Raw genomic sequence first — 19,905 nt, 5'->3', positions numbered from 1 at the left:
ACGAGTAACGACTTTCTCGGGTGAATGCCATGTCGGAGACACATACTGACGCGGAGACGGACGGCGACGCAGTAGCAACGCTTCGGACACCCATCGTCGCCGTGCTCGGTCACGTCGACCACGGGAAGACGACCTTACTGGACCGGATTCGCGGCTCCACAGTTACAGAGGGCGAGGCGGGGGCGATCACCCAACACATCGGCGCGACCGCCGTCCCCTTGGAAACCGTCTCAGAACTCGCGGGCAGCCTCGTCGATCCGACCGATTTCGACCTTCCCGGACTGCTGTTCATCGACACACCGGGTCACCACTCCTTTTCGACGCTACGCTCTCGTGGAGGTGCGCTCGCCGACATCGCCGTGCTCGTCGTCGACGTGAACGACGGCTTCCAACCCCAGACCATCGAGGCCATCGATATCCTTCGGCGTACTGAAACACCGTTCGTCGTAGCGGCGAACAAGATCGACACCGTTCCGGGCTGGAATCCACAGGACAACGCCCCGATTCAGGAGAGTTACGACGCCCAATCGGACCGCGCGCGCGAGATGCTCGACGAACGACTGTACGAACTCATCGGCGAACTCTCCAACCACGACTTCTCCGCCGATATGTACTGGCGCGTCCAGAACTTCGCCAACAACGTCGGCGTCGTCCCCACGAGCGCCGAGACCGGCGAGGGGATCCCCGACGTCTTGACCGTGCTCATGGGTCTCTCACAGCGCTATCTCAAGGACGCGATGGCCATCGACAGCGAGGGACCGGGCGCGGGCACGGTCCTCGAAGTCAAAGAACAGAAGGGATTCGGCACTGCCATCGACGTGGTGCTCTACGATGGAACCGTCCGCGCCGACGACACGGTCGTCGTGGGGAGCACGGGCGACCCGATCGTGACCGACGTGCGCGCGCTGCTCCAGCCGCGCCCGCTCGCCGAGATCCGCACCGAAAAGCGGTTCGAGCAGGTCGACGCGGTGAGCGCGGCGGCGGGCCTCAAGATCGCCGCGCCCGATCTGGACAGCGCGATGGCCGGCGCACCGGTCCGCGTCGTGCGCGACCGCTCGCGCGAGGAGGTCGTCCAGGAAGTCCGCGAGGAACTCGCGGCCATCGGCGTCACGACCGAGGAGGAGGGCGTCGTGGTCAAGGCCGACACGCTGGGGAGTCTGGAGGCGGTCGCGAACACGCTCGAAGAGGCCGAAATCCCCGTCGTCCGCGCCGAGGTCGGCGACGTCGCGCCGCGGGACGTCACGGTGGCGAGCACCGCCGACGAGGAGCGCCACGAAACAGTATTGGCCTTTTCAGTCGATGTGCTCGACAACGCCGAGCGACAGGCCGACGAGAGTGACGTCCGCATCTTCGAGAGCGACGTCATCTATCGGCTGGTCGAGGAGTACGAGGAGTTCATCGAAGAGCGCGAGCGCAGCCAGCAGGACACCATCCTCGAAAACATCTCCCGACCGGCCCGCTTTCGCCTGCTGCCCGACCACACCTTCCGCCAGAACGACCCCGCGGTGGTCGGCGTCGAGGTCATGACGGGCACGCTGAAACGCAACGCGACCGTCGTGGATTTCGAGGGCAACGAACCCGAGCGCCGCGGGCAGGTCAAGGGCATCCAAGAGCAGAGCGAGGACGTCGAGCAGGCCCGCGCGGGAGAGCGCGTCAGCGTCGCCATCGACGGGCCGACGGTCGGGAGACAGATCGAGGAAGGTGACGAACTCTGGTCGGAGATCCCCGAAAAGCACGCCAAGGTGCTCGAACAGGAACTCGAAGACGACATCCCGGCCGACGAACTCGAAGCCTTGTACGTCTACCTCGACAAACAGCGCCAGCGCGACCCGTTCTGGGGCAAATAGCGCCGCGCGCAGCGCAGTAATAATATTTAATTACCCGGCGGCCGTCGTTCGGGACACGATGAACCGCTCACGCCAGTCCGATCCGGAGGATTCGGTCGTCGAAACCGTCCACGAGCGCCGGCCGACGGTCGCGCCGGCCGACTGCGTGCTCATCGTCCTTCCCGTACTGCTGTTTGCGGGGTGGGCGGCGGGCGTACTCTCGGCGCTTTCGGTCTCTGTGGCGCTCGCCATCGGCACGCTGCCGGCACTTGGGACGCTCGGCTACGCGCTCTTTTACGACCCGCCGAACGGCTGCGTCTGATACTGCCGGCTAGCGGTGTTTCGTCGATCACCATCCGCAGCGGATGGACGGAATCGAATCGAAGGTGTGGTGCTCGTTGAACTCGTCTGACGACGATTACCGGGCGACGGGGACGATGGCGTCCGAGACTGCCTGCTTCACCTGCAACGCAGCGCTGGCGGCGAGCTGTCTGGCGACTTCGGTTCTGTCTTCTTCGGCGATACCCTCGCTCAGATCCTCGAAATCCGGTGTGAAGCCGGCGCTGACGGCCGCGCCCACGGGTGGTTGGACCGCGATCGTGCCCTGCGGGCCGTCCGTCCCGGCGATTATCTGCGCGCCGACGACGTACTCGTCGGGGAGGTACTCACGAGTGCGGGCGGCAACGGTGTCGAGACCGGTCTGGAGTGCCCGGCGCTGTTCGACCGAGATGTCGGCGTCGCCAGCGTCGACGTTCGGTCCCATCGGTGTGCTATCGTTCATGAGAAGAACAGCAGCCATAGGGCCGACACACTGAAAAACCTCCCGTTCGCGTCAGTCGACGGCACGCGCGCCGGCTTCGGGCGAGTGGTCGCGCTATATCGGCTCGCTGTCGCCGTAGATGCCGAGCGCGAGCGCCGTCGCGAACGGCTCGTCGCCACCCTCCACGGCCGAGGTCACGATCCGCTCGTCGGTAAACGTCCACTCGCGGAGCGCACGCCCGGAGTCGAGTCCCGCCGCCACGCGCTCGCGGACGGTCTCGGGGTCGGTTCCCGTGGCTTCGTAGAAGAGTCCACGATCCTCCTCAGTTACTGTCCAGCCGAGACCGGCGGCCGCGTCCTCGCTGTCCCCGCTCGTGGCGCGCGCCTCGACGACGGTGAGGCGCTCGCCGACCGGTCCGAGATCCGGGGCGCTGTCGCACACCTCCAGCGTGCTGTCGTCGGGGATCACCGACGACACAGTGGTAATGTTGTAGTTGTGGACGCCGGCGGCGGCGAGCGCGGCGTCGTAGGCCGCGATCGCCGTCGGGCCGGTACCGGTGCCAGTGACGATTCGAATCTGCATAGTGGAAACGGGGACGACCGGGCGGTGAACGTTGTGATTTCAGAGGAAGGCGACCGGGTCGGCGGCGGTGTCGTCCTCGGTGATCTTCGCGAAGGCGTCCTCGAAGTCACTCATCCCGACTTCGGTGCGTTCGTCGCGGACGGCGAACATGCCCGCTTCGGTCGTGAGACTCTCGATCTCCGCGCCGCTGTACTCGTCGGCCAGTTCCGCCAGCGTCTCGAAGTCGACGTCCTCGGCGAGGTTCATCCCGCGCGTGTGGATGGCGAAGATCCTCTCGCGGCCCTCCGGGCCGGGTTTGGGCACCTCGATGAGCCGGTCGAACCGGCCGGGACGGAGGATGGCTCGGTCGAGCATGTCGAAACGGTTCGTCGCGGCGATGATCGAGATGTCGCCGCGCTCTTCGAACCCGTCCATCTCCGAGAGGAGCTGCATCATCGTCCGCTGGACCTCGGCGTCGCCGGAGGTCTTCGAGTCGGTGCGCTCGGAGGCGACGGCGTCGATTTCGTCGATGAAGATGACGGCGGGTTCGTGCTCGCTGGCCAGTTCGAAGAGGTCGCGGACGAGGCGTGCGCCCTCGCCGATGAACTTGCGAACCAACTCGGAGCCGGCCATCTTGATGAACGTCGCGTCGGTCTCGTTGGCGACGGCCTTGGCGAGCATCGTCTTCCCCGTGCCCGGTGGTCCGTGGAGGAGTACGCCGGTTGGCGGTTCGATGCCGACGGTGTCGAACCGTTCGGGGTCGAGTAGCGGCATCTCGACGGCTTCCCTGACTTCCCGAATCTGGTCGTCGATGCCGCCGATGTCGGCGTAACTCACCGCCGGGCGGTTCTCCACCTGCATCGCCTGTGCGCGCACGTCGGTCTCGCTGTCGAGCGGGCGCTGGATGCCGAACGAGTCGTTGACCGCGACGCGGTCGCCGCTGTCGAGGTCCTCCGCGAGCGCCGGCGAAACCTCCGTGAGGACTTCCTGGTTGTTGCCGTGCTGTCTGACGATGGCCCCCTCGTCGGTGAGTTCCTCGACGGTGGCGACGTACAACGAGGAGGTCTTGAGCGCCTCGTTCTCGCGCTGGAGTTTCTCGGTTTCGTCCGATAGCTCCTCGCGCTCGGTCTCGGCCTCGTCGAGGCGTTCGGCGAGTTCGTCGTGCACGTCCGAGACGCTCTCGAAGTGTTCGGCGAGCGCGTTCAGTCGTTCGTCGTCGCTCAGTTCCGGGTCGAGGTCCAGTCGTGGGCGGTCGGGGAGGGAGGGACTGTGGGACATTCGTTGTGCCTCATAACGTCCCTGCGTTAAAAGTGGTTTTGGGTTCGGGGTCTTTATGCCAGCTCGTCGAACTCGGTCAGGGCGTCGTCGTAGGCCCCGAAGGCCGCCTCGATCGGCCCCGCGTCGGTCATGTCGACGCCCGCCTCGCGGAGTAGTTCGATTGGATAACCGTGCGACCCCGACGCGAGGAACTCCCGATAGGGCTTCGCGGCGTCCTCGCCCTCGGCGCGGATGCGCTCGGCGAGTGCGACCGCCGCCGAGATGCCGGTCGCGTACTGATAGACGTAAAACGGCCGATAGAAGTGGGGGATTCGCATCCACTCGCGGGCGATGCGGTCGTCGACCGCCGCATCTCGGTAATAATCAGATTTGAGACCGCCATAGATGTCGTCGAGGCGGTCGGGCGTGAGCGCCTCGCCTTCCTCGGCGAGGTCGTGGGTCTCCATCTCGAACTCGGCGAACATCGTCTGGCGGACGAGCGTCGCGCGGAACCGTTCGAGATACTCGTTCAGGACGTGGCGGCGGAAGGACTCGTCTTCCACGGTGTCGAGCAGGTGCTGGGTCAGTAGCGCTTCGTTCACCGTCGAAGCGATCTCGGCGACGAAGATCTCGTAGTCGCCGTAGACGTAGGGCTGGGCCTCGCTCGCCAGCTCCGAATGCAGGGAATGGCCGAGTTCGTGGGCGAGCGTGTACATCGAGGCGATGTCGTCCTGGTAGTTCATCAGGATGTACGGCTGCGAGTCGTAGGTTCCGCCCGAATAGGCCCCTGACTGTTTGCCCCGGTTCTCGTAGACGTCGACCCACCGTGAATCGAGTCCCTCGGCGAGCTGTTCTTGGTACTCCTCACCCAGCGGCGCGACCGCCGCCGTGACGTGCTCTTTGGCATCCTCGTAGGACACGTCGGGACTCTCGGAATCGACCATCGGCATGTAGAGGTCCCACATCCGCAACTCCTCCACGCCGAGGCGCTCGCGCTTGAGGTCGGCGTGGCGATTGAGGACGTCGAGGTTCCCCCGCACGGTGTCGACCAGCGTATCGTACACTTCCACGGGAATGTTCGCGCCGTCGAGGCCGGCCTCGCGTGCGGTGTCGTAGTCTCTAGCGTCGGCGAGCTTCACGTCGGCCTTGACGCTGTTGCGGTGGGCCGCCCCGACCGCGTTGCGTACCTCCTCCCACTCGTCGTAGAACTGTTCGTAGACTTCCCGTCGGAAGGCGCGGTCGGGCCGTTTCTGGAGCTTCGTGAAGTTGCTCAGCGAGATCTCGACGGCTTCCCCGTCCGGATCCTCGACGGTCGGGAACTCCATGTCGGCGTTCGTGAGCATCCCGTAGACCTCGCTGGCCGCGCCCGTCACCTCGCCGAGGTCGGCGAGCAGCGCCTCGATCTCCGCCGACCGGGTGTGCGGTTTCATCCGTAACACGTCGTCGAAGTAGTGGTCGTAGGTTTCGAGCGCCGGCTCCTCCTCGGTCATCGCGTCCAACTCCTCGCGCGTGCACTCTTGGAGCGCGGGGTCGATGAAGCTCGCCGCGCTCGATGCGTCGGCCGCCAGCGACTGTGAGCGCGCTGTGAGCGCCTGATACTGCTGGTCGGTGGTGTCCTCGTCGCGGCGCATCCGCGCGTACGAGACCACGTTCGAGAGCTTCCTGAACAGCTCCTCGCGCGTTTCGAGCGTTTCGAGCAGGGTCTCACCGTCCGCGGTCGCCCGTCCCTCGTAGGCTTCGAGGTCCGCGATACCCTCCTCGACGGCCTCGTAGGCCGCCTCCCAGTCCTCGTCGGTGGCGTAGAGGTTCGACAGGTCCCACGTGTACTCGGTGTCGATGTCGCTGCGTTCGGGAACCGAACTCATGGACGAAACCGGGCGGTCGAGCGGTGTAAACTTTCTCAAACCGGTGGGGCGGGCGAGGTAAGCGAAAGACTGAATAGTGAATAACTGTTCAGTCAAGGTATGGTGCAGACTCGTTCACGGAAACGACCGTGGCTCGCGGCGCTGCTGTCGGCCATCGCGCCCGCGTTCGGCCATCTCTACCTCCGGCGGTGGCTCCGCGCGCTCGGCTGGATCGGGGCCACGATGCTCTCGACGCTGTTCGTGCCGGACGCGACGCTTGACGCGCTCGTCTCGGGACACCCGTTTGCCTGGCTCGACGCCGCGCCGCTGCTCGCCGTCTCGCTGCTCAGCGTGCTCGACGCCTACCGACTCGCCGTCGTCAACAACTACCTCCTCCGGCTCCGGAGTGCGGGCGAGGCGATGACCGTCTGTCCCGACTGCGGTCGGCCGGTCGAAGGGGAGTTGGAGTTCTGCCAGTGGTGCGGGACGACCCTCGACCGGGTGAACACCGATGAACCCGCCCATCACGATTTCCAGTAACTCCTGTCACCTGAGTCGCGTTCCGATGTCGCCGGCGACACGCGCCCGCGTCGCGGCTGCGATGCGTGTCTCCTCGAAGACGTCCCGTGCGCTCGCGGCGGCTTCCTCGTCGATGTGAAAGTCGAGGTCCGGATAGGAAACCCCAGTGAGGACGAGCGGTGCGGCCGGTGCGGGCGCGATGCCCTCCGCTCCCGATAATTCCTCTGTCGAGAGCACGCGATCGATTTTCGGGAGTGACGCGTCGCCGGTCGCCACCGACCCGACCAGCGTGACGGCTCGGCGAACGAGTTGGCGCGAGAAGCCGCCCGCACGGAGGGTCACGACCAGAAAATCGCCGTCGCGTTCGAGTTCGGTCGAGAGCGTGCGAACGGTGTTTCGTTCGTCGGGCGTGAGGTTGTGGAAGTCGTGGCCGCCCGAGAGCCGTCTCAGCGCGGCGCGCGCCCGCTCGACATCTACTTTCGGGGCGTGGAGATGGTAGGTGTATTCGCGCGCGACGGCGTCGTGGGTGGCGTGGAATCCCCCAGTGTCGGCGTGTGCCCACGCACGGACCGTCCCTGGAAGTACGCCGTTGAGCGCCCGCGGCGTGAGCCATTCCGGTGACTCGACGCCGACGGTTTGGGCGACCGCCGAGACGCCCCTGTCGGTTCGTCCCGCGGCGGCGTAGCCCGGCGGCTTTCGCTCGTCCGAACCGAACACGCCCAGTTCGCGGAATCCGTCGAAGAGGACGCCCTCGACCGTCGGGACCGTCGGCTGGCGCTGAAAGCCGTAGAACGGGCGGCCGTCGTAGGCGAGTCGGAACGCGCGCATCGTCCCTCGTTTCGTCCCGGTGGCCTTCGCTCCGTCGGAGCAAGTCCGGCCGAAGGATTCATACACACACGGCGCTAACTGGTCAGTCAGACAGATGTTCTCCGAACCGATCTACCGAATCGAAAGACGGTCGTCCGTCGGAACGGCGCGGTCCAGGCGCGCGGGGAGTCAGTGAGCACCGCCAACGAGTACCTCGGCATCAACCGCGAGGTGCTCGCGCTGGCCATCGCCCGGATGGCCGACGCGGTGGGCAACTCCTTTCTCATCGTCGTCCTTCCGCTCTACATCGCCAGTGGCACCATTGAGGGCGGGGCGGGTGGACTCGGCGTCTCGCTGCTCACGGGGCTGATCCTCTCGGCGTTTGGCTTCTTCAACAGCGCGCTCCAGCCGTTCGCCGGCCGCCTGTCGGACAAACTCGGCAAGCGAAAGTCGTTCGTCCTCGGCGGGTTGGCGCTGCTCGCGGTTGCGAACTTCACCTACTCGCTGGCGTCGAGTTACTGGATGCTGCTCGCGATCCGGGCCGCACAGGGTATCGGCGCATCGTTGACCATCGTGGCGACGATCGCGCTGGTCAACGAACTCGCCGACGACAAGAGCCGTGGTGGCAATATGGGCACGTTCAACACCTTCCGTCTGCTGGGGTTCGGGACCGGTCCCATCGTCGCCGGGTCGGTCATCGGTAGCGGTCCGTATTCCCTGCTCGGGTTTTCGATAACGGGCTTCGAGGCGGCCTTCTACATCGCCACCGTCTCGGCGGTGGTGAGTTTCGTGCTCGTCACGCTCCTGGTCCACGACCCCGACATCGAGCGCTCCGTCGACGACGAGGACACCTCGATAGCGGTGTTCGACCACGATTCGGAGGGACTGCTCGACCCCGTCTTCACTCTCGGGGTCGCCTCGCTGTTCATGGCGGTCGGCATCGCGCTGCTGTCGGCCATCGAACCGCAAGTCAACGCCCGCCTCGGGCAGGGCGCACAGTTGTTCGGCATCGAGTTCGCCGCGTTCGTCCTGATGCAGGTGCTCTTTCAGGCACCCATCGGCAGCGCGAGTGACAGATACGGTCGCAAGCCGTTCATCCTCGTCGGACTGGCGCTGCTCGTGCCGGCCACGCTCGCACAGGGACTGGTGGTCGCGCCGTGGGAGATGATCCTCGCGCGCTCGGCGCAGGGCATCGCGGGTGCGCTCGTGTTCGCGCCGGCGCTCGCGCTCGCGGGCGACCTCGCGAGCAAGGGCGCGTCGGGCACGCAGCTATCGGTGCTCACGATGTCGTTCGGTCTCGGCACCGCCATCGGTCCGCTCACGTCGGGCTTTCTGGTGCGATTCGGCTACGTCACGCCCTTCGCCTTCGGCGCGGTGCTCGCCGCCCTCGGGTTCGTGCTCGTCTACACGCAGGTCTCCGAGACGGTCGCGGTCGGTGGCGACTCCGCCGGTCCAGCCGCGTCGGCCGCTCAGGACTGACCGTCTCTGTCGGTCGGACTTTTCGAAACGGGACGCGACCGAATCGACCCATTCAGAGCCGTTTCTGACCGACGGCATCAGTCCTCGGGGAACTCCGCGACCGGCACCTGTCGCTGCTCGCCCGAATCCATCCGCTTGACCGTCACGTTCCCGTCGGCGAGGTCCTGCTCACCGACGATCACGGTCGTTTCGGCACCGATCGAGTCGGCGTATTCCAACTGTCCGCCGAAACTCCGGCCGGCGATGTCGGTCTCGACGACGTGACCGCGTTCGCGCAGGTCGCGCGTGATGCGGGCGGCGGTCTCGCGGGTGTCGCCCACCTGCAGGACGTAGTAATCCGTTGTCGTGGTCTCTGCGGGCCAGACGCCGGCGCGCTCACAGAGCAGCGAGAGGGTCGCCATCCCGAGCGCGACGCCAACCGCGGGCGTCGGCTGGCCGCCGAACCCCTCGATGAGGTCGTCGTAGCGCCCGCCGCCGAACACCGACCGGCCCACCGTGCCGGTGGTGTCGAAACACTCGAAGACCACTCCCGTATAGTAATCGAGACCCCGTGCGGTGTCGAGCGAGAGCGTGCAGTACTCGCGCGCGCCGAGATCCGCAGTCGCGTCGAGTACGTCCTGGAGGTTCCCGACCGCGCGCTCGACGCGCTCGGTCTCGGCGGCGGCCACGAGGTCGTCCAGATTCTCCTCGTCGGTGTCGAGCAGGGCGTCGAACTCCTCGGCCTGCGACTCCGAGAGGCCCGCGTCGCCGAGCAGCGCGCGATACTCGCCGACGGCAAGCTTGTCGCGCTTGTCGACCGCCCGGATGGCCGCCTCGGTGTCGATGTCGGCGTCGAACGACTCCAACAACCCCCCGAGGATGTCGCGATGACTCACTCGGAACTCGAAGTCATCGACGGTGAGACCGAGTTCGGTGAGCGCGTCGGCGGCGTAGGCGAGGATCTCGGCGTCGGCGATCGGTTCCGACGAGCCGAAAATGTCCACATTCGTCTGATAGAACTCGCGGAAACGACCCTGCTGGACCGCCTCGTAGCGCCAGAACGGGCGCGTCGAGACCCACTTGATCGGTTTGGCGAGTTCCTGCTGTTTTTCGACGACCATCCGCGCCACAGTGGGAGTGAGTTCGGGCGTCAGCGCCACCTCGCGGCCGCCGTGGTCGGTGAAATTATATAGTTCCTCGACGATCTCCTCGCCGCTCTTGTCGGCGTACATCTCCGTGCGTTCGAGCGCTGGTGTCCCGATCTCGCGGAAGCCGTAGCGCCGGGCGATTTCCTCGATGTCGTCGATGGCTTCCCGCCGGGCGCTCATCGCGCCGGGATAGAAGTCCCGAAAACCCTTGATGCGGTCGTACATACTGTCCGTTGGCGGTATCGGCGTGTTCACCCTTACGGAATGCGCCACGAAAACGGAAGCCGGTGGTCGTCGAGTGCCGGGTCGTTATCGCCGTTTGATGTCGAAGCTCTGCTGGTCGGGTTTGAGCTCTTGGAGAAGCTCTCGCATCTGGTCTTCGTCGATCTTGTCGCCTAGTCGGCCGCTGCGCGCGAGCGCGAACACCTGCTGTTCGACCTGCTCGCCGAACTCCGGCTTGCTCATCTTCACCGAGTTGAGCCGCTGTCTGGCCCCGTCGGTGAGGTTCTGGCGGAGCACGGCCGATTTCTGCGCTTCGGCCTGTTCCTGTTGGGCCTGTCTGGCCTCCTCGTTCTGCCCGCCGCCCTGCTGTTGTTCTTTCAGCTGTTCGAGTTTCTTCTCGCGCAGTTCTTCGATGTCCTCCTCGGAGCCGCTCATACCCCCAGTGAGAACTACCCGAACAAAAACCCGGCGGACATCGTGGTCGACGCTCCGTCATCCACAGTCACGAACGCACGCGAATTTCTCTCACCGATTCAGCGTGTGAATCGCCTTGCCCCGTGCGTTCTCGACGGCCTCCATGACCGCCTCGCCGAGTGTGGGGTGGGTGTGGATGGTCGCGGCGATGTCTTCGAGTGTCGCGCCCATCTCGATGGCGAGTCCGAACTCGGCGATCATCTCCGAGGCCTCCGGCGCGACGATCTGCGCGCCGAGGACGAACCCGGCATCGTCGTCGGCGACCACGCGGACGAATCCGTCGCTCTCGCCGAGTGTGAGCGCGCGCCCGCTGGCCTGCATCGGCATCTCGCCCACCACTGTCGAAAAGCCCGCCTCCTCGGCCTCGCTCTCGGTCATCCCGACAGTCCCGATTTCGGGGTCGGTGAACACCGCCGCGGGCACGCTCTGATAGTCGAGCGCCGACGGCTCGCCCGCGACGACCTCGGCGGCCACCTCGCCCTCCTTCATCCCCTTGTGGGCCAACATCGGCTCGCCGGCGACGTCGCCGACGGCGAAGACGCTTTCCACATCTGTCCGTGCGCGGTCGTCCGTGTCGAGGAAGCCGCCCTCGTCGGTCGCGAGACCCACGGCATCGAGGTTCAGCGTGTCCGTGACGGGTTCGCGCCCGACCGCGACGAGCGCCTTCTCCGCGCCGAACTCCGAGACCTCCCCTTCTTCGTTTTCGGTTCTGACGGTGATGCCGTCGCCCGATTCCTCCCACTCGCTCGCCCCTTCGCCGAAGTAGAAGTCGATACCTAACTCCTCGGCGCGGCTCTTGACGACGCGCGCGACATCGTTTTCGTAGGCTGGCAGCGCCGAATCGAGCATCTCCACGACCGTCACGTCGGTGCCGAGTTTGGCGAAGACAGTCGAGAGTTCCATCCCGATGTAGCCCGCGCCGACGACCACGAGACTTTCAGGTACTGCATCGAGCGCGAGCGCCTCGCGCGAGGAGATGATGTGTTCGCCGTCGAATTCGAAGTTCGGGATTGCCATCGGCCGCGAGCCGGTGGCGACGATAGCGTGCTCGAACTCGATGGTCTCGGAACCCTGGCCTTCGCCGCCGTGAGCGACCCGGACTTTGTTCTCGCCGGCGAACTCCGCACGCCCCTCGACGAGGTTCACGCCGTTTGCCTTGCACAACTTTTCGACGCCGCCGGTGAGTTGGTCGACGATGTCGTCCTTCCAGCTCACCATCCCCGCGAGGTCCACCGCGGGGTCGGCGTAGATGCCCATCGCCTCGGCCTCACCGGCATCGTGGGCGACGTCGGTCGCCGAGATGAGTGCTTTCGAAGGGATGCAGCCGTGATTCAGGCAGGTTCCTCCATATGCTTCCTTCTCGACCAGCGTGACGTCAAGATCCAACTGGCCCGCGCGGATGGCGGCGACGTATCCGCCCGGACCCGCGCCGATGATAAGCAGTTCCGTGCCCGTCGTGACGTCTCCAACGACCATAGCGGCGAGAGACGCGCAGGTGTGAAAAATTGAGTGGGTCTCGCGGCCGGATTACGCTTCCAACAGCAGCAACTGTGGATTTTCGAGGAACTCCTCGACGCGGTTGGTGAACTGCGCCGCGATCGCCCCGTCGATGACGCGGTGATCGATCGACAGCGAGAGCGTCATCACCTTGCGGGGAACGATCTCGTCGTCCACGACTCTGGGTTTCTCCTTGATCGCCCCGAGCGCGAGGATCGCCACCTCGGGGTGGTTGAGGATGGGCGTCGCGTACTCGCCGCCGATAGTTCCCACATTTGTGATGGTGAAGGTGCCGCCCTGCATCTCGCTCCTGCTGATCGAGCGCTCGCGGGCCTTCTCGATCAGTTCGTTCATCTCCGAGGAGAGCTGGAGCAGGTTCTTCTCGTCGGCCCCGTGCACTACGGGCACCATCAGGCCGGCGTCGGTCGCGGTCGCCACGCCGATGTTGTAGTCGTTCTTCTGGACGATCTCCTCGTTTTCCTCGTCGAGCATGGCGTTGACCATCGGGAACTCGCGCAGTGCGGCCACACAGGCCTTCATGACGAAGGGCATGTACGAGAGGCTGATGCCCTGCTCGGCGGCCACCTCCTTGAGGTCGGCCCGCGCCTCGACGAGCGCGGTGACGTCCACCTCGTCGTGGTGGGTCACGTGGGGCGCGGTGTACTTCGAGCGCGCCATCTGCTCGCCGATGGTCCGACGAACCCCACGGTACGGAATCCGCTCTTCCTCCTTCGATTCCGCGAGTGCGGCCCTGTCCGCATCCTGTGCGGCCTGCTGGCTTTCGGCGTAGGACTCGACGGCTGCGGGCGTGACGAACGCCTCGCCGTCGCGCTCCTCGTCGGTCGGCACGCTGTCGATGTCAATTCCAACGTCTGCGGCCATCTTCCGTGTCGCGGGTGCGGCGAGGGTGCGATCGCGGTCGGCCGCCGATTCGCCCGCCATCGACCCGCTCGCGGATGACGATTGTGCCACACCACTGCCAACGGAGTCCGCCTCGCTCTCGACGCGCGTGGCGGCCGGTTCGGACGATTCGGCCGCCCCGCTGCCCTCTCCCTCTTCTCCGCTTTCGGCCGCCGCACGCACGTCGTGCTCGCTCACCCGGCCGCCGGGACCGGACCCCTCGACAGTACCGATATCGACGCCGAGCTCGCGCGCCAACCGCCGCGCGCTCGGGGCGGCGAAGACGCGCCCGTTCGGGGTCGATGTCTCCTCGGCCGACCCCGTTTCACCCTCCTCGTTGGGACCCGCCTCGGTCGCGGTGTCGGTCCGCATCTCGGCCGACTCCTCCGCGCTCGTCGCCGCGTCGCTCTCGGCGTCACCCTCCTCGGCGAAAGTGATGATCACTGTGCCGACCGGCACCATCTCGCCCGCGTCGGCGTGGATTTCCTGTACGCTGCCGTTGACGGGGGACGGAACCTCCACCACCGCCTTGTCGGTCTCGACCTCGGCGACGGGTTGGTCTTCCTCGACCGGGTCGCCCTCCTCGACGAGCCACTCGACGATCTCGCCCTCGGCGACCCCCTCGCCCACGTCGGGGAGTTCGAACTCGCGGACCATTCAGAACTCCGCGGCCTCCCGGATACCGTCCTCGATGCGGGCGGCCTCGGGGAGATAGTAATCTTCGAGCGCGTACAGCGGGAACGGGGTATCGAAGCCCGTGACGCGCGTGATCGGTGCCTCCTGATACACGAGCGCCTCCTCCTGGATCGTGGCGGTGATCTCGCCGGCCAGTCCGCCGGTCTTGGGGGCCTCGTGGACGACCGCCGCACGCCCCGTCTTCTTGAACGACTCGACGATCGCCTCGTCGTCGAGCGGCGAGAGGGTTCGGAGATCGACGACCTCGCAGTCGATGCCCTCCTCGGCGAGGTTCTCGGCGGCGTCCATCGTCGGGCGGGTCATCGCGCCCCACGTGAACACCGAGACATCAGTACCCTCCCGGCGGACGGCGGCCTCGCCGAGCGGGACGGTATAGGACTCGTCGGGAACCTCTTCTCTGAAGGCCCGATAGATGAGTTTCGGTTCGAGGAACAGGACGGGATCGGGGTCACGGATCGAGGCGGCGAGCAGTCCCTTGGTGTCGTAGGGCGTGCTCGGAATCACCACTTTGAGACCCGCCTCGTGGACGAAGAACGCCTCCTTTGACTCGGAGTGGTGCTCGGGCGCGCGGATGCCGCCGCCGTAGGGCGCGCGAATCACCATCGAGCAGGTGAACCGCCCGCGCGAGCGGTTCCTGAGCCGTGCTGCGTGCGAGACGATCTGGTTGAAACTCGGATAGATGAACCCCTGGAACTGAATCTCGGGGACGGGTTTCATCCCGTAAGCGGCCATGCCGATGGATGTCCCGACGATGCCGGATTCGGCCAGCGGCGTGTCGATGACCCGCTCGTCGCCGAACTCGTCGTGGAGACCCTGCGTGGCGCGGAAGACTCCTCCATTTTTGCCGACGTCCTCACCCAGTACGAGCACGTCTTCGTCCCGACTCATCTCGCCGTGGAGCCCGTCGCGCACCGCCTGGACGAGCGTCAGGCTCTGTGTCTCCCCCTCTTCGGTCCGTTCTTGTTGTGTCGTGCTCATTCGAGAAGCTCCCCGTCGCCGTGGTCCTCGCGCAGTCGTTTCAGGTACTGTAGCTGCTGGTCGAGCCGTTTGGGCATCTCCGCGTAGACGTCGGCGAACATCTCCTCCGGGTCGGGTCGCTCGCGCGCCTCGGCGGCGTCGATGGCGTCCGCGACGTCGCTTTCGACGTCATCTTCGATGGCCGCGATGCGCTCGTCGTCGAGGATTCCCTCCCCTTCGAGATACGCCTCCAGCCGTGGAATCGGGTCCTTTCGCTTCCACTCCTCGACCTCGTCGTCCTCCCGATAGACCGAGGGGTCGTCGGCGGTCGTGTGTGCGCCGAAGCGGTACTGGACGGCCTCGATCATCGTCGGCCGCTTCTCGTCCTCGTCGGGATCTTTGGCTTTCTCGATGGCTTTCGTCGTGGCCTGATAGACCGCCAGCGGGTCCATCCCGTCCACTTGAATCCCCTCGAAGCCGTAGGCGTCGGCCTTCTGGGCGAGCGTCGCGCTCGCGGTCTGGCGTTCTCGGGGCACGGAAATCGCCCACTGGTTGTTGTTACAGAAGAAGATGGTGGGCGTGTCGAACACCCCGGCAAAGTTCATCGCTTCGTGGAAGTCCCCTTCGCTGGTTGCGCCGTCGCCGAAATAGCAGAGGAAGGCTTTCTCCTCGCCCTTCAATTTCGAGGCCCACGACGCGCCCACGGCGTGGGGGAGTTGGGAGGCGATCGGCACCGCGGGCGTGAAGATGTTGGCGTCGTCCTCGCCGTAGCCAACCTCGTGACCCATCCAGTAGAGCAACGTTCGTTCGAGCGAGAACCCCTTGATGAGCGACGCGCCGTGCTCGCGATAGCTCGGAAAGAGCCAGTCGTCATCGGCGAGCGCGTGGGCGCTCCCCACCTGTGCCCCCTCCTGACCCGATAGCGGCGGATACGTGCCGATGCGGCCCTGTCGCTGGAGCGAGACGGCGCGCTGGTCGAAGTGGCGCACCAGCCGCATCTCGCGGTACATCTCGACGAGCAACTCGTCGCTCACGTCGGGCACCGTCGCGCCGTCGCGGACGTTTCCGTCCTCGTCGAGGATCTCGATTCGCTCACCGGGGTCGTGCTGTAGCGTGCTCACGGGCGGAGCCACCTCGATGACATATCCACACCATCGATTGCCGCAGTTATATTCTTTTTGTAAAAGGGTTTTTGTGGCTGCCATTCTTGCCGTTCGCACGCACGAAATCGTCCGTGCATACGTTTCACACACGAAAAACACCGATTTCGTCAACTATCGCTTTCCATCCGTGGGAACCGGAACATCGACCCGCCGCCACCGGTCGTCGTTGTCGTCGATCCACAGTTCGCCGACGCCACGAGTCCGTCGTGGCCGTCCGCTTCCGGCGATGGCAGTCGCTACCGTTCCCGAATCGCGATCGTTCCACAATTGTCCTATCGGCAGGGAACGGCGCGAACGCCGACCATATCGGTGCGAGGTGTCGGGGAGCGAGGCGACCACACTCATTCAACCTTTTTGCGATGTGACGATGGACTCGGACGTGTGAACGCACGACATCTCGACCACGTCAACCTCCGCATCCCGGCCGACGGGGCCGACGCCGCGAGGACGTTCTACGGCGAGCAACTCGGCTTCGGTATCGAAGACACCCTCCACGAGACGGGTGAAAAACCGTTTCTCGACGTGCGGCTGTCGGCGACCGCGGTCGTCCACCTCTGGCCGACCGACGAGTTCGACGCGCCGACGGCGACGAACTTCGATCACTTCTGCGTCGTCGTCGAGGAACCGATCGACACGGTTCGCTCGCGCCTCGACGAGGTGGGTGTGGAAATCGACGACGAACTCGCCGCACCGCGCGGGGCGACCGGGGAGGCAGCCTCGCTCTACGTCGTCGACCCGTTCGGCTATCGCATCGAACTGAAAACACGCGTCTGAGTCCCACCCGCCGAGAGCCACGACTCTCAGGCCGACTGCGAGGCCGCCCGCGCCGACCGCCGTGCCCCCTCGACCGACTGCCCCTCCCGTAGGACGGCCTCGACGAACAGTTCGCCGGCCTTGTACGACGACCGGACCATCGGTCCGCTCGCACAGTAGAGAAAGCCGAGTTCCTCCTCGGCGACCGCCCGCCACGTCGTGAACTTGTCGGGATGCACATACGAGGAGACGTCGAGATGCGAGCGCGACGGCTGGAGGTACTGGCCGAGCGTCACGACGTCGACGTCCGCCTCCCGCAGATCCGAGAGGGTCTGATAGACCTCGTGGTCGTACTCGCCGACGCCGAGCATGATCGACGTTTTGGTGTGGATCTCCGATTCCCGTTCGACCTGTTCGAGAACTGATAATGACTGGTCGTAGTTCGCCCGGCGGTCGCGGACGGGCCACTGGAGGCGTTCGACGGTCTCGATGTTGTGGGCGATGACGTCGGGACCGGCGTCGATGATCTTTCGGACTAACTCGGGTTCGCCCTGGAAGTCCGGAATCAGGACTTCCACGAGAATCGAGGGATCGCGCTCCTTGATGGCCTCGATGGTGCGCGCGAAATGGGCGGCCCCGTAGTCGTCGAGGTCGTCGCGGTCCACGCTGGTGAGGACGACGTATTCGAGACCGATCTCGGCGACGGCGTCGGCGACGTTCGCGGGTTCGTCGGGGTCGAGCGCGCTCATCCCCCCGGTTTCGACGTCACAGAAGTTGCAGCCACGCGAGCAGCGCTCGCCCATCAGCATGAACGTCGCCGTTCCCGGTCCGTCCCGTCCGGACCAGCATTCGCCCATGTTCGGACAGTTGGCTTCCTCGCAGACGGTGTGGAGGTCGCGTTCGCGCAGTGTGTGCTTGATGTCGGTGAACTGCTCGCCCGACGGCGGGCGGGTCTTCAGCCACTCGGGCTTGCGCACGCGACTCATACTCGCCCTCGGGGTTCGCCCGGCAAAAGCGTGCGGTTCGTCGGTTCGAACGAATCTTGCCGGAACGACCATTACGGTTAAGTCCGGCGAGCGAGAGCCATCACACGAAAATGAAGGACACATCCGTGAACGAGATCATGACGACACCGGTCCGAACGGTCGCCGGCGAGACGACGGTCGCCGTGGCCGCCCGCGCGCTCACCGAGCAGGGTATCGGCTCGCTCGTCGTCGGCGAGGAACGCATCGAAGGCATCGTCACCGAGACGGACGTCGTCGGCAGCGTCGCCGAGGGTCTCGACCCGACCGAGACGACGGTCGCCGAACTGATGTCCGACCCGGTCGTCACCATCCGTCCGGACGACAGCGTGGGTGACGCCGGGGAGCGAATGGGTAAGAACACCGTCAAGAAGTTGCCCGTGACCGAAGACGGCAAACCTGTCGGCATCATCACGACGACCGACCTCGCGCACTTCGTCCCCCAGCAGCGCGTCGGGATGTCCGTCCAGCCCGAACCCGACGTCGACAAGGGCGAATACGAGTAATCCCGCGACCGGTTTTTCGAATCGCCCCTCGCTTTCTGTCCGTCTACACGAACGATTAACTACGAAGCCGCGCGATAACTACACATGCTCGACGTCTCGCCGGAGGACATCACCGAGGGGTCGCTCCCGCGAGCGCTGGTCGCGCTCGCGGCCCCGCTGTTGGTTCAGAACCTCGTACAGGTCGTCCAGCAGGTGATCGACCTGTTCTGGCTCGGTCGGTTGAGTTCGACCGCCGTCGCCGCCGTCGGACTCGCCCTGCCCGTCGTCGCGCTCGCGTTCGCGCTCGTCATCACCGCGCCGTTCGTCGGCACCCAAATTCTCGTCTCCCAGCGGGTAGGCAGCGATGATACCTCTGCCGCGCGCCGGGCCGCCTTCACCGGCCTCTGGCTCGCCGTCGGACTGGCCGTCGTCGGCGGTGCACTCCTCGTCTTCGGCGCGCGCCCGCTGACCGATCTCCTCACGCTCGCTCGGCCCGCCACCGGTGGAGCGGTCACGAGCCTCGCGGCGACCTATCTCGCGGTGTTGGCGGTCGGGCTGCCGCTCGCGGGGGCCAGCGACGCCATCGAGGCGACCTTCATCGGGTGGGGCGACTCGCGCGCGCCGCTCTATGTTTCAATCGCCACCGTCGGCGTGAACCTCGCGCTCGACCCGGTGTTGATCTTCGGCTGGGGGCCCGCGCCGGCGCTCGGGGTGCGGGGCGCGGCGCTGGCCACGGTCGCCGGCTTCGGTGCCGGGTTCGCCCTCGCAGCGGCGCTCGCTCTTCGGGGACGGAACGGCTGGATGTACTCGCGCGCGACTGCGGTCGTCGACCTCGACGAACTCCGCGAACTGCTCGACGTGGGCGCGCCGGTCGCCGGACAGGGCGCGGTCCGGCAGATCGTCCGCGTGCTCGTCGTTTCCGTGGCGTTCACCGCCGGCGGGGCGGCCGGTCTCGCCGCCTATTCGGTCGGCGCGCGTATCGCCGCCATCGCGTTCGTCCCGGCGATCGGGTTACAACAAGCGGCCCAGAGCGTCGTCGGCCAGAACCTCGGGGCCGAAAGGCCGGACCGCGCTCGCCGGGCGACGTATCTCGGGGTCGGTATCGCCGCGGGTGGTCTCGCGGTCGTCGGCGTCCTCCAGTGGCTCGCTCCAGTACCTATCGCCACCGCGTTCGCCCCCGCGCTGACCGACCGCGCGCTCGATCTCACGGTCGAGTACCTCAGAATCCTCGCCTACGGCTATCCGGCCATCGGCGCGGCCTATCTCTTCGAGGCAGGCTTCAACGGCGCGCGGCGCACTCGGACGAGTTTCGTCGCCACGCTGCTCCAGTTCTGGGCCGTTCGCCTCCCCATTGCGGCCGGGGCCGGCGTTCTGCTGGGTGTGGGTATCGTCGCCGTCTTCTGGGCCGTGACGCTCTCCAATATCGCCGCCGCCGTCGGTCTCTGGCTCTACTATCACCGCGAGACGGGGAGTGGGATGCTCCGGCGTGCGAGCGAGCGCGCCACCGCCGACTGACCTCGCAGCGAACACACTGATTACGCCGGCGACGGTAGTCC

The 19,905-nt window shown here is 66.0% G+C and carries 19 protein-coding genes; 7 read left to right on the top strand and 12 right to left on the bottom strand.

Annotation, left to right across the window (positions count from 1 at the left end):
- The first annotated feature begins 29 nt into the window (after nucleotides 1-29).
- Together infB and ACP97_RS10710 are read left to right on the top strand one after the other, a co-directional pair.
- The gene (infB, locus tag ACP97_RS10715) at nucleotides 30-1,847 is read left to right on the top strand and encodes a translation initiation factor IF-2 (RefSeq protein WP_049997806.1); all 1,818 of its coding nucleotides are present in this window, start codon (nucleotides 30-32) and stop codon (nucleotides 1,845-1,847) included.
- 58 nt (nucleotides 1,848-1,905) lie between these two features.
- Nucleotides 1,906-2,148, top strand: a complete 243-nt coding sequence (locus ACP97_RS10710) for a hypothetical protein (RefSeq protein WP_049997805.1) — start codon at nucleotides 1,906-1,908, stop codon at nucleotides 2,146-2,148.
- Nucleotides 2,149-2,244: 96 nt separating this feature from the next.
- Here the strand turns inward: ACP97_RS10710 and ACP97_RS10705 are convergent, their stop codons facing one another.
- From ACP97_RS10705 to pepF, 4 genes are all read right to left on the bottom strand, one after another.
- On the bottom strand, nucleotides 2,245-2,607 hold the full coding sequence (locus ACP97_RS10705; protein ID WP_394297704.1) for a DUF5811 family protein: 363 nt from the start codon (nucleotides 2,605-2,607) through the stop codon (nucleotides 2,245-2,247).
- Between the two features lie 93 nt (nucleotides 2,608-2,700).
- A complete protein-coding gene (locus ACP97_RS10700) occupies nucleotides 2,701-3,168 on the bottom strand; it encodes a pyruvoyl-dependent arginine decarboxylase (protein WP_049997804.1) in 468 nt (155 codons plus the stop codon).
- 39 nt (nucleotides 3,169-3,207) lie between these two features.
- Nucleotides 3,208-4,425 (bottom strand): proteasome-activating nucleotidase Pan2, encoded by a 1,218-nt coding sequence (gene pan2, locus ACP97_RS10695; protein ID WP_049997803.1) that lies wholly within the window; start codon nucleotides 4,423-4,425, stop codon nucleotides 3,208-3,210.
- A 53-nt stretch (nucleotides 4,426-4,478) separates the two neighbouring features.
- Entirely contained in the window at nucleotides 4,479-6,269 is a 1,791-nt protein-coding gene (gene pepF, locus ACP97_RS10690; RefSeq protein WP_049997802.1) for an oligoendopeptidase F, read from the bottom strand.
- Nucleotides 6,270-6,368: 99 nt separating this feature from the next.
- Between pepF and ACP97_RS10685 the strand changes: the two genes are divergently transcribed.
- Nucleotides 6,369-6,788 carry a DUF7575 domain-containing protein gene (locus tag ACP97_RS10685; protein WP_049997801.1) on the top strand — a complete coding sequence of 140 codons (420 nt, stop codon included), beginning with the start codon at nucleotides 6,369-6,371 and terminating at the stop codon, nucleotides 6,786-6,788.
- 6 nt (nucleotides 6,789-6,794) lie between these two features.
- Here ACP97_RS10685 and truA read toward each other — a convergent pair whose 3' ends face one another.
- Nucleotides 6,795-7,595 carry a tRNA pseudouridine(38-40) synthase TruA gene (truA, locus tag ACP97_RS10680; protein ID WP_049997800.1) on the bottom strand — a complete coding sequence of 267 codons (801 nt, stop codon included), beginning with the start codon at nucleotides 7,593-7,595 and terminating at the stop codon, nucleotides 6,795-6,797.
- Nucleotides 7,596-7,766: 171 nt separating this feature from the next.
- Here truA and ACP97_RS10675 point away from each other — a divergent pair, with 171 nt between their 5' ends.
- Nucleotides 7,767-9,053 carry an MFS transporter gene (locus ACP97_RS10675; RefSeq protein ID WP_049997799.1) on the top strand — a complete coding sequence of 429 codons (1,287 nt, stop codon included), beginning with the start codon at nucleotides 7,767-7,769 and terminating at the stop codon, nucleotides 9,051-9,053.
- Nucleotides 9,054-9,130: 77 nt separating this feature from the next.
- Here ACP97_RS10675 and hisS read toward each other — a convergent pair whose 3' ends face one another.
- From hisS to pdhA, 6 genes are all read right to left on the bottom strand, one after another.
- On the bottom strand, nucleotides 9,131-10,405 hold the full coding sequence (gene hisS, locus ACP97_RS10670) for a histidine--tRNA ligase (protein ID WP_049997798.1): 1,275 nt from the start codon (nucleotides 10,403-10,405) through the stop codon (nucleotides 9,131-9,133).
- 84 nt (nucleotides 10,406-10,489) lie between these two features.
- Nucleotides 10,490-10,837 (bottom strand): DNA-binding protein, encoded by a 348-nt coding sequence (locus tag ACP97_RS10665; protein WP_049997797.1) that lies wholly within the window; start codon nucleotides 10,835-10,837, stop codon nucleotides 10,490-10,492.
- Nucleotides 10,838-10,927: 90 nt separating this feature from the next.
- Complete coding sequence (lpdA, locus tag ACP97_RS10660) at nucleotides 10,928-12,352, bottom strand: dihydrolipoyl dehydrogenase (RefSeq protein WP_049997796.1); 1,425 nt, start codon at nucleotides 12,350-12,352, stop codon at nucleotides 10,928-10,930.
- A gap of 51 nt (nucleotides 12,353-12,403) precedes the next feature.
- Entirely contained in the window at nucleotides 12,404-13,930 is a 1,527-nt protein-coding gene (locus ACP97_RS10655; protein ID WP_049997795.1) for a dihydrolipoamide acetyltransferase family protein, read from the bottom strand.
- Nucleotides 13,931-14,947, bottom strand: a complete 1,017-nt coding sequence (locus ACP97_RS10650) for an alpha-ketoacid dehydrogenase subunit beta (protein ID WP_049997794.1) — start codon at nucleotides 14,945-14,947, stop codon at nucleotides 13,931-13,933.
- A complete protein-coding gene (gene pdhA, locus ACP97_RS10645; RefSeq protein ID WP_049997793.1) occupies nucleotides 14,944-16,047 on the bottom strand; it encodes a pyruvate dehydrogenase (acetyl-transferring) E1 component subunit alpha in 1,104 nt (367 codons plus the stop codon). The genes ACP97_RS10650 and pdhA overlap by 4 nt, the downstream gene beginning before the upstream one ends.
- 423 nt (nucleotides 16,048-16,470) lie before the next feature.
- On the opposite strand from pdhA, the gene ACP97_RS10640 reads away from it, so the two are divergent.
- Nucleotides 16,471-16,863 carry a VOC family protein gene (locus tag ACP97_RS10640; protein ID WP_049997792.1) on the top strand — a complete coding sequence of 131 codons (393 nt, stop codon included), beginning with the start codon at nucleotides 16,471-16,473 and terminating at the stop codon, nucleotides 16,861-16,863.
- 26 nt (nucleotides 16,864-16,889) lie between these two features.
- Here ACP97_RS10640 and lipA read toward each other — a convergent pair whose 3' ends face one another.
- The gene (lipA, locus tag ACP97_RS10635; RefSeq protein WP_272913449.1) at nucleotides 16,890-17,900 is read right to left on the bottom strand and encodes a lipoyl synthase; all 1,011 of its coding nucleotides are present in this window, start codon (nucleotides 17,898-17,900) and stop codon (nucleotides 16,890-16,892) included.
- Between the two features lie 38 nt (nucleotides 17,901-17,938).
- Between lipA and ACP97_RS10630 the strand changes: the two genes are divergently transcribed.
- Nucleotides 17,939-18,370, top strand: coding sequence for a CBS domain-containing protein (locus ACP97_RS10630; RefSeq protein ID WP_049997790.1), 432 nt, complete (start codon nucleotides 17,939-17,941; stop codon nucleotides 18,368-18,370).
- 84 nt (nucleotides 18,371-18,454) lie between these two features.
- On the top strand, nucleotides 18,455-19,864 hold the full coding sequence (locus tag ACP97_RS10625; protein ID WP_049997789.1) for an MATE family efflux transporter: 1,410 nt from the start codon (nucleotides 18,455-18,457) through the stop codon (nucleotides 19,862-19,864).
- Nucleotides 19,865-19,905 lie beyond the last annotated feature (41 nt).

The sequence above is a fragment of the Halococcus sediminicola genome, from assembly GCF_000755245.1.
GTDB classification, from domain to species: domain Archaea; phylum Halobacteriota; class Halobacteria; order Halobacteriales; family Halococcaceae; genus Halococcus; species Halococcus sediminicola.
This window is presented reverse-complemented; position numbering and strand designations above follow the sequence as displayed.

What these genes read in the sequence shown, in the direction of transcription:
- infB (WP_049997806.1), top strand. Translation starts at nt 30, where the DNA reads ATGTCGGAGACACATACTGACGCGGAGACGGACGGCGACGCAGTAGCA.
- ACP97_RS10710 (WP_049997805.1), top strand. Translation starts at nt 1,906, where the DNA reads ATGAACCGCTCACGCCAGTCCGATCCGGAGGATTCGGTCGTCGAAACC.
- ACP97_RS10705 (WP_394297704.1), bottom strand. Translation starts at nt 2,607, where the DNA reads ATGAACGATAGCACACCGATGGGACCGAACGTCGACGCTGGCGACGCC.
- ACP97_RS10700 (WP_049997804.1), bottom strand. Translation starts at nt 3,168, where the DNA reads ATGCAGATTCGAATCGTCACTGGCACCGGTACCGGCCCGACGGCGATC.
- pan2 (WP_049997803.1), bottom strand. Translation starts at nt 4,425, where the DNA reads ATGTCCCACAGTCCCTCCCTCCCCGACCGCCCACGACTGGACCTCGAC.
- pepF (WP_049997802.1), bottom strand. Translation starts at nt 6,269, where the DNA reads ATGAGTTCGGTTCCCGAACGCAGCGACATCGACACCGAGTACACGTGG.
- ACP97_RS10685 (WP_049997801.1), top strand. Translation starts at nt 6,369, where the DNA reads ATGGTGCAGACTCGTTCACGGAAACGACCGTGGCTCGCGGCGCTGCTG.
- truA (WP_049997800.1), bottom strand. Translation starts at nt 7,595, where the DNA reads ATGCGCGCGTTCCGACTCGCCTACGACGGCCGCCCGTTCTACGGCTTT.
- hisS (WP_049997798.1), bottom strand. Translation starts at nt 10,405, where the DNA reads ATGTACGACCGCATCAAGGGTTTTCGGGACTTCTATCCCGGCGCGATG.
- ACP97_RS10665 (WP_049997797.1), bottom strand. Translation starts at nt 10,837, where the DNA reads ATGAGCGGCTCCGAGGAGGACATCGAAGAACTGCGCGAGAAGAAACTC.
- lpdA (WP_049997796.1), bottom strand. Translation starts at nt 12,352, where the DNA reads ATGGTCGTTGGAGACGTCACGACGGGCACGGAACTGCTTATCATCGGC.
- ACP97_RS10655 (WP_049997795.1), bottom strand. Translation starts at nt 13,930, where the DNA reads ATGGTCCGCGAGTTCGAACTCCCCGACGTGGGCGAGGGGGTCGCCGAG.
- ACP97_RS10650 (WP_049997794.1), bottom strand. Translation starts at nt 14,947, where the DNA reads ATGAGCACGACACAACAAGAACGGACCGAAGAGGGGGAGACACAGAGC.
- lipA (WP_272913449.1), bottom strand. Translation starts at nt 17,900, where the DNA reads ATGGTCGTTCCGGCAAGATTCGTTCGAACCGACGAACCGCACGCTTTT.
- ACP97_RS10630 (WP_049997790.1), top strand. Translation starts at nt 17,939, where the DNA reads ATGAAGGACACATCCGTGAACGAGATCATGACGACACCGGTCCGAACG.
- ACP97_RS10625 (WP_049997789.1), top strand. Translation starts at nt 18,455, where the DNA reads ATGCTCGACGTCTCGCCGGAGGACATCACCGAGGGGTCGCTCCCGCGA.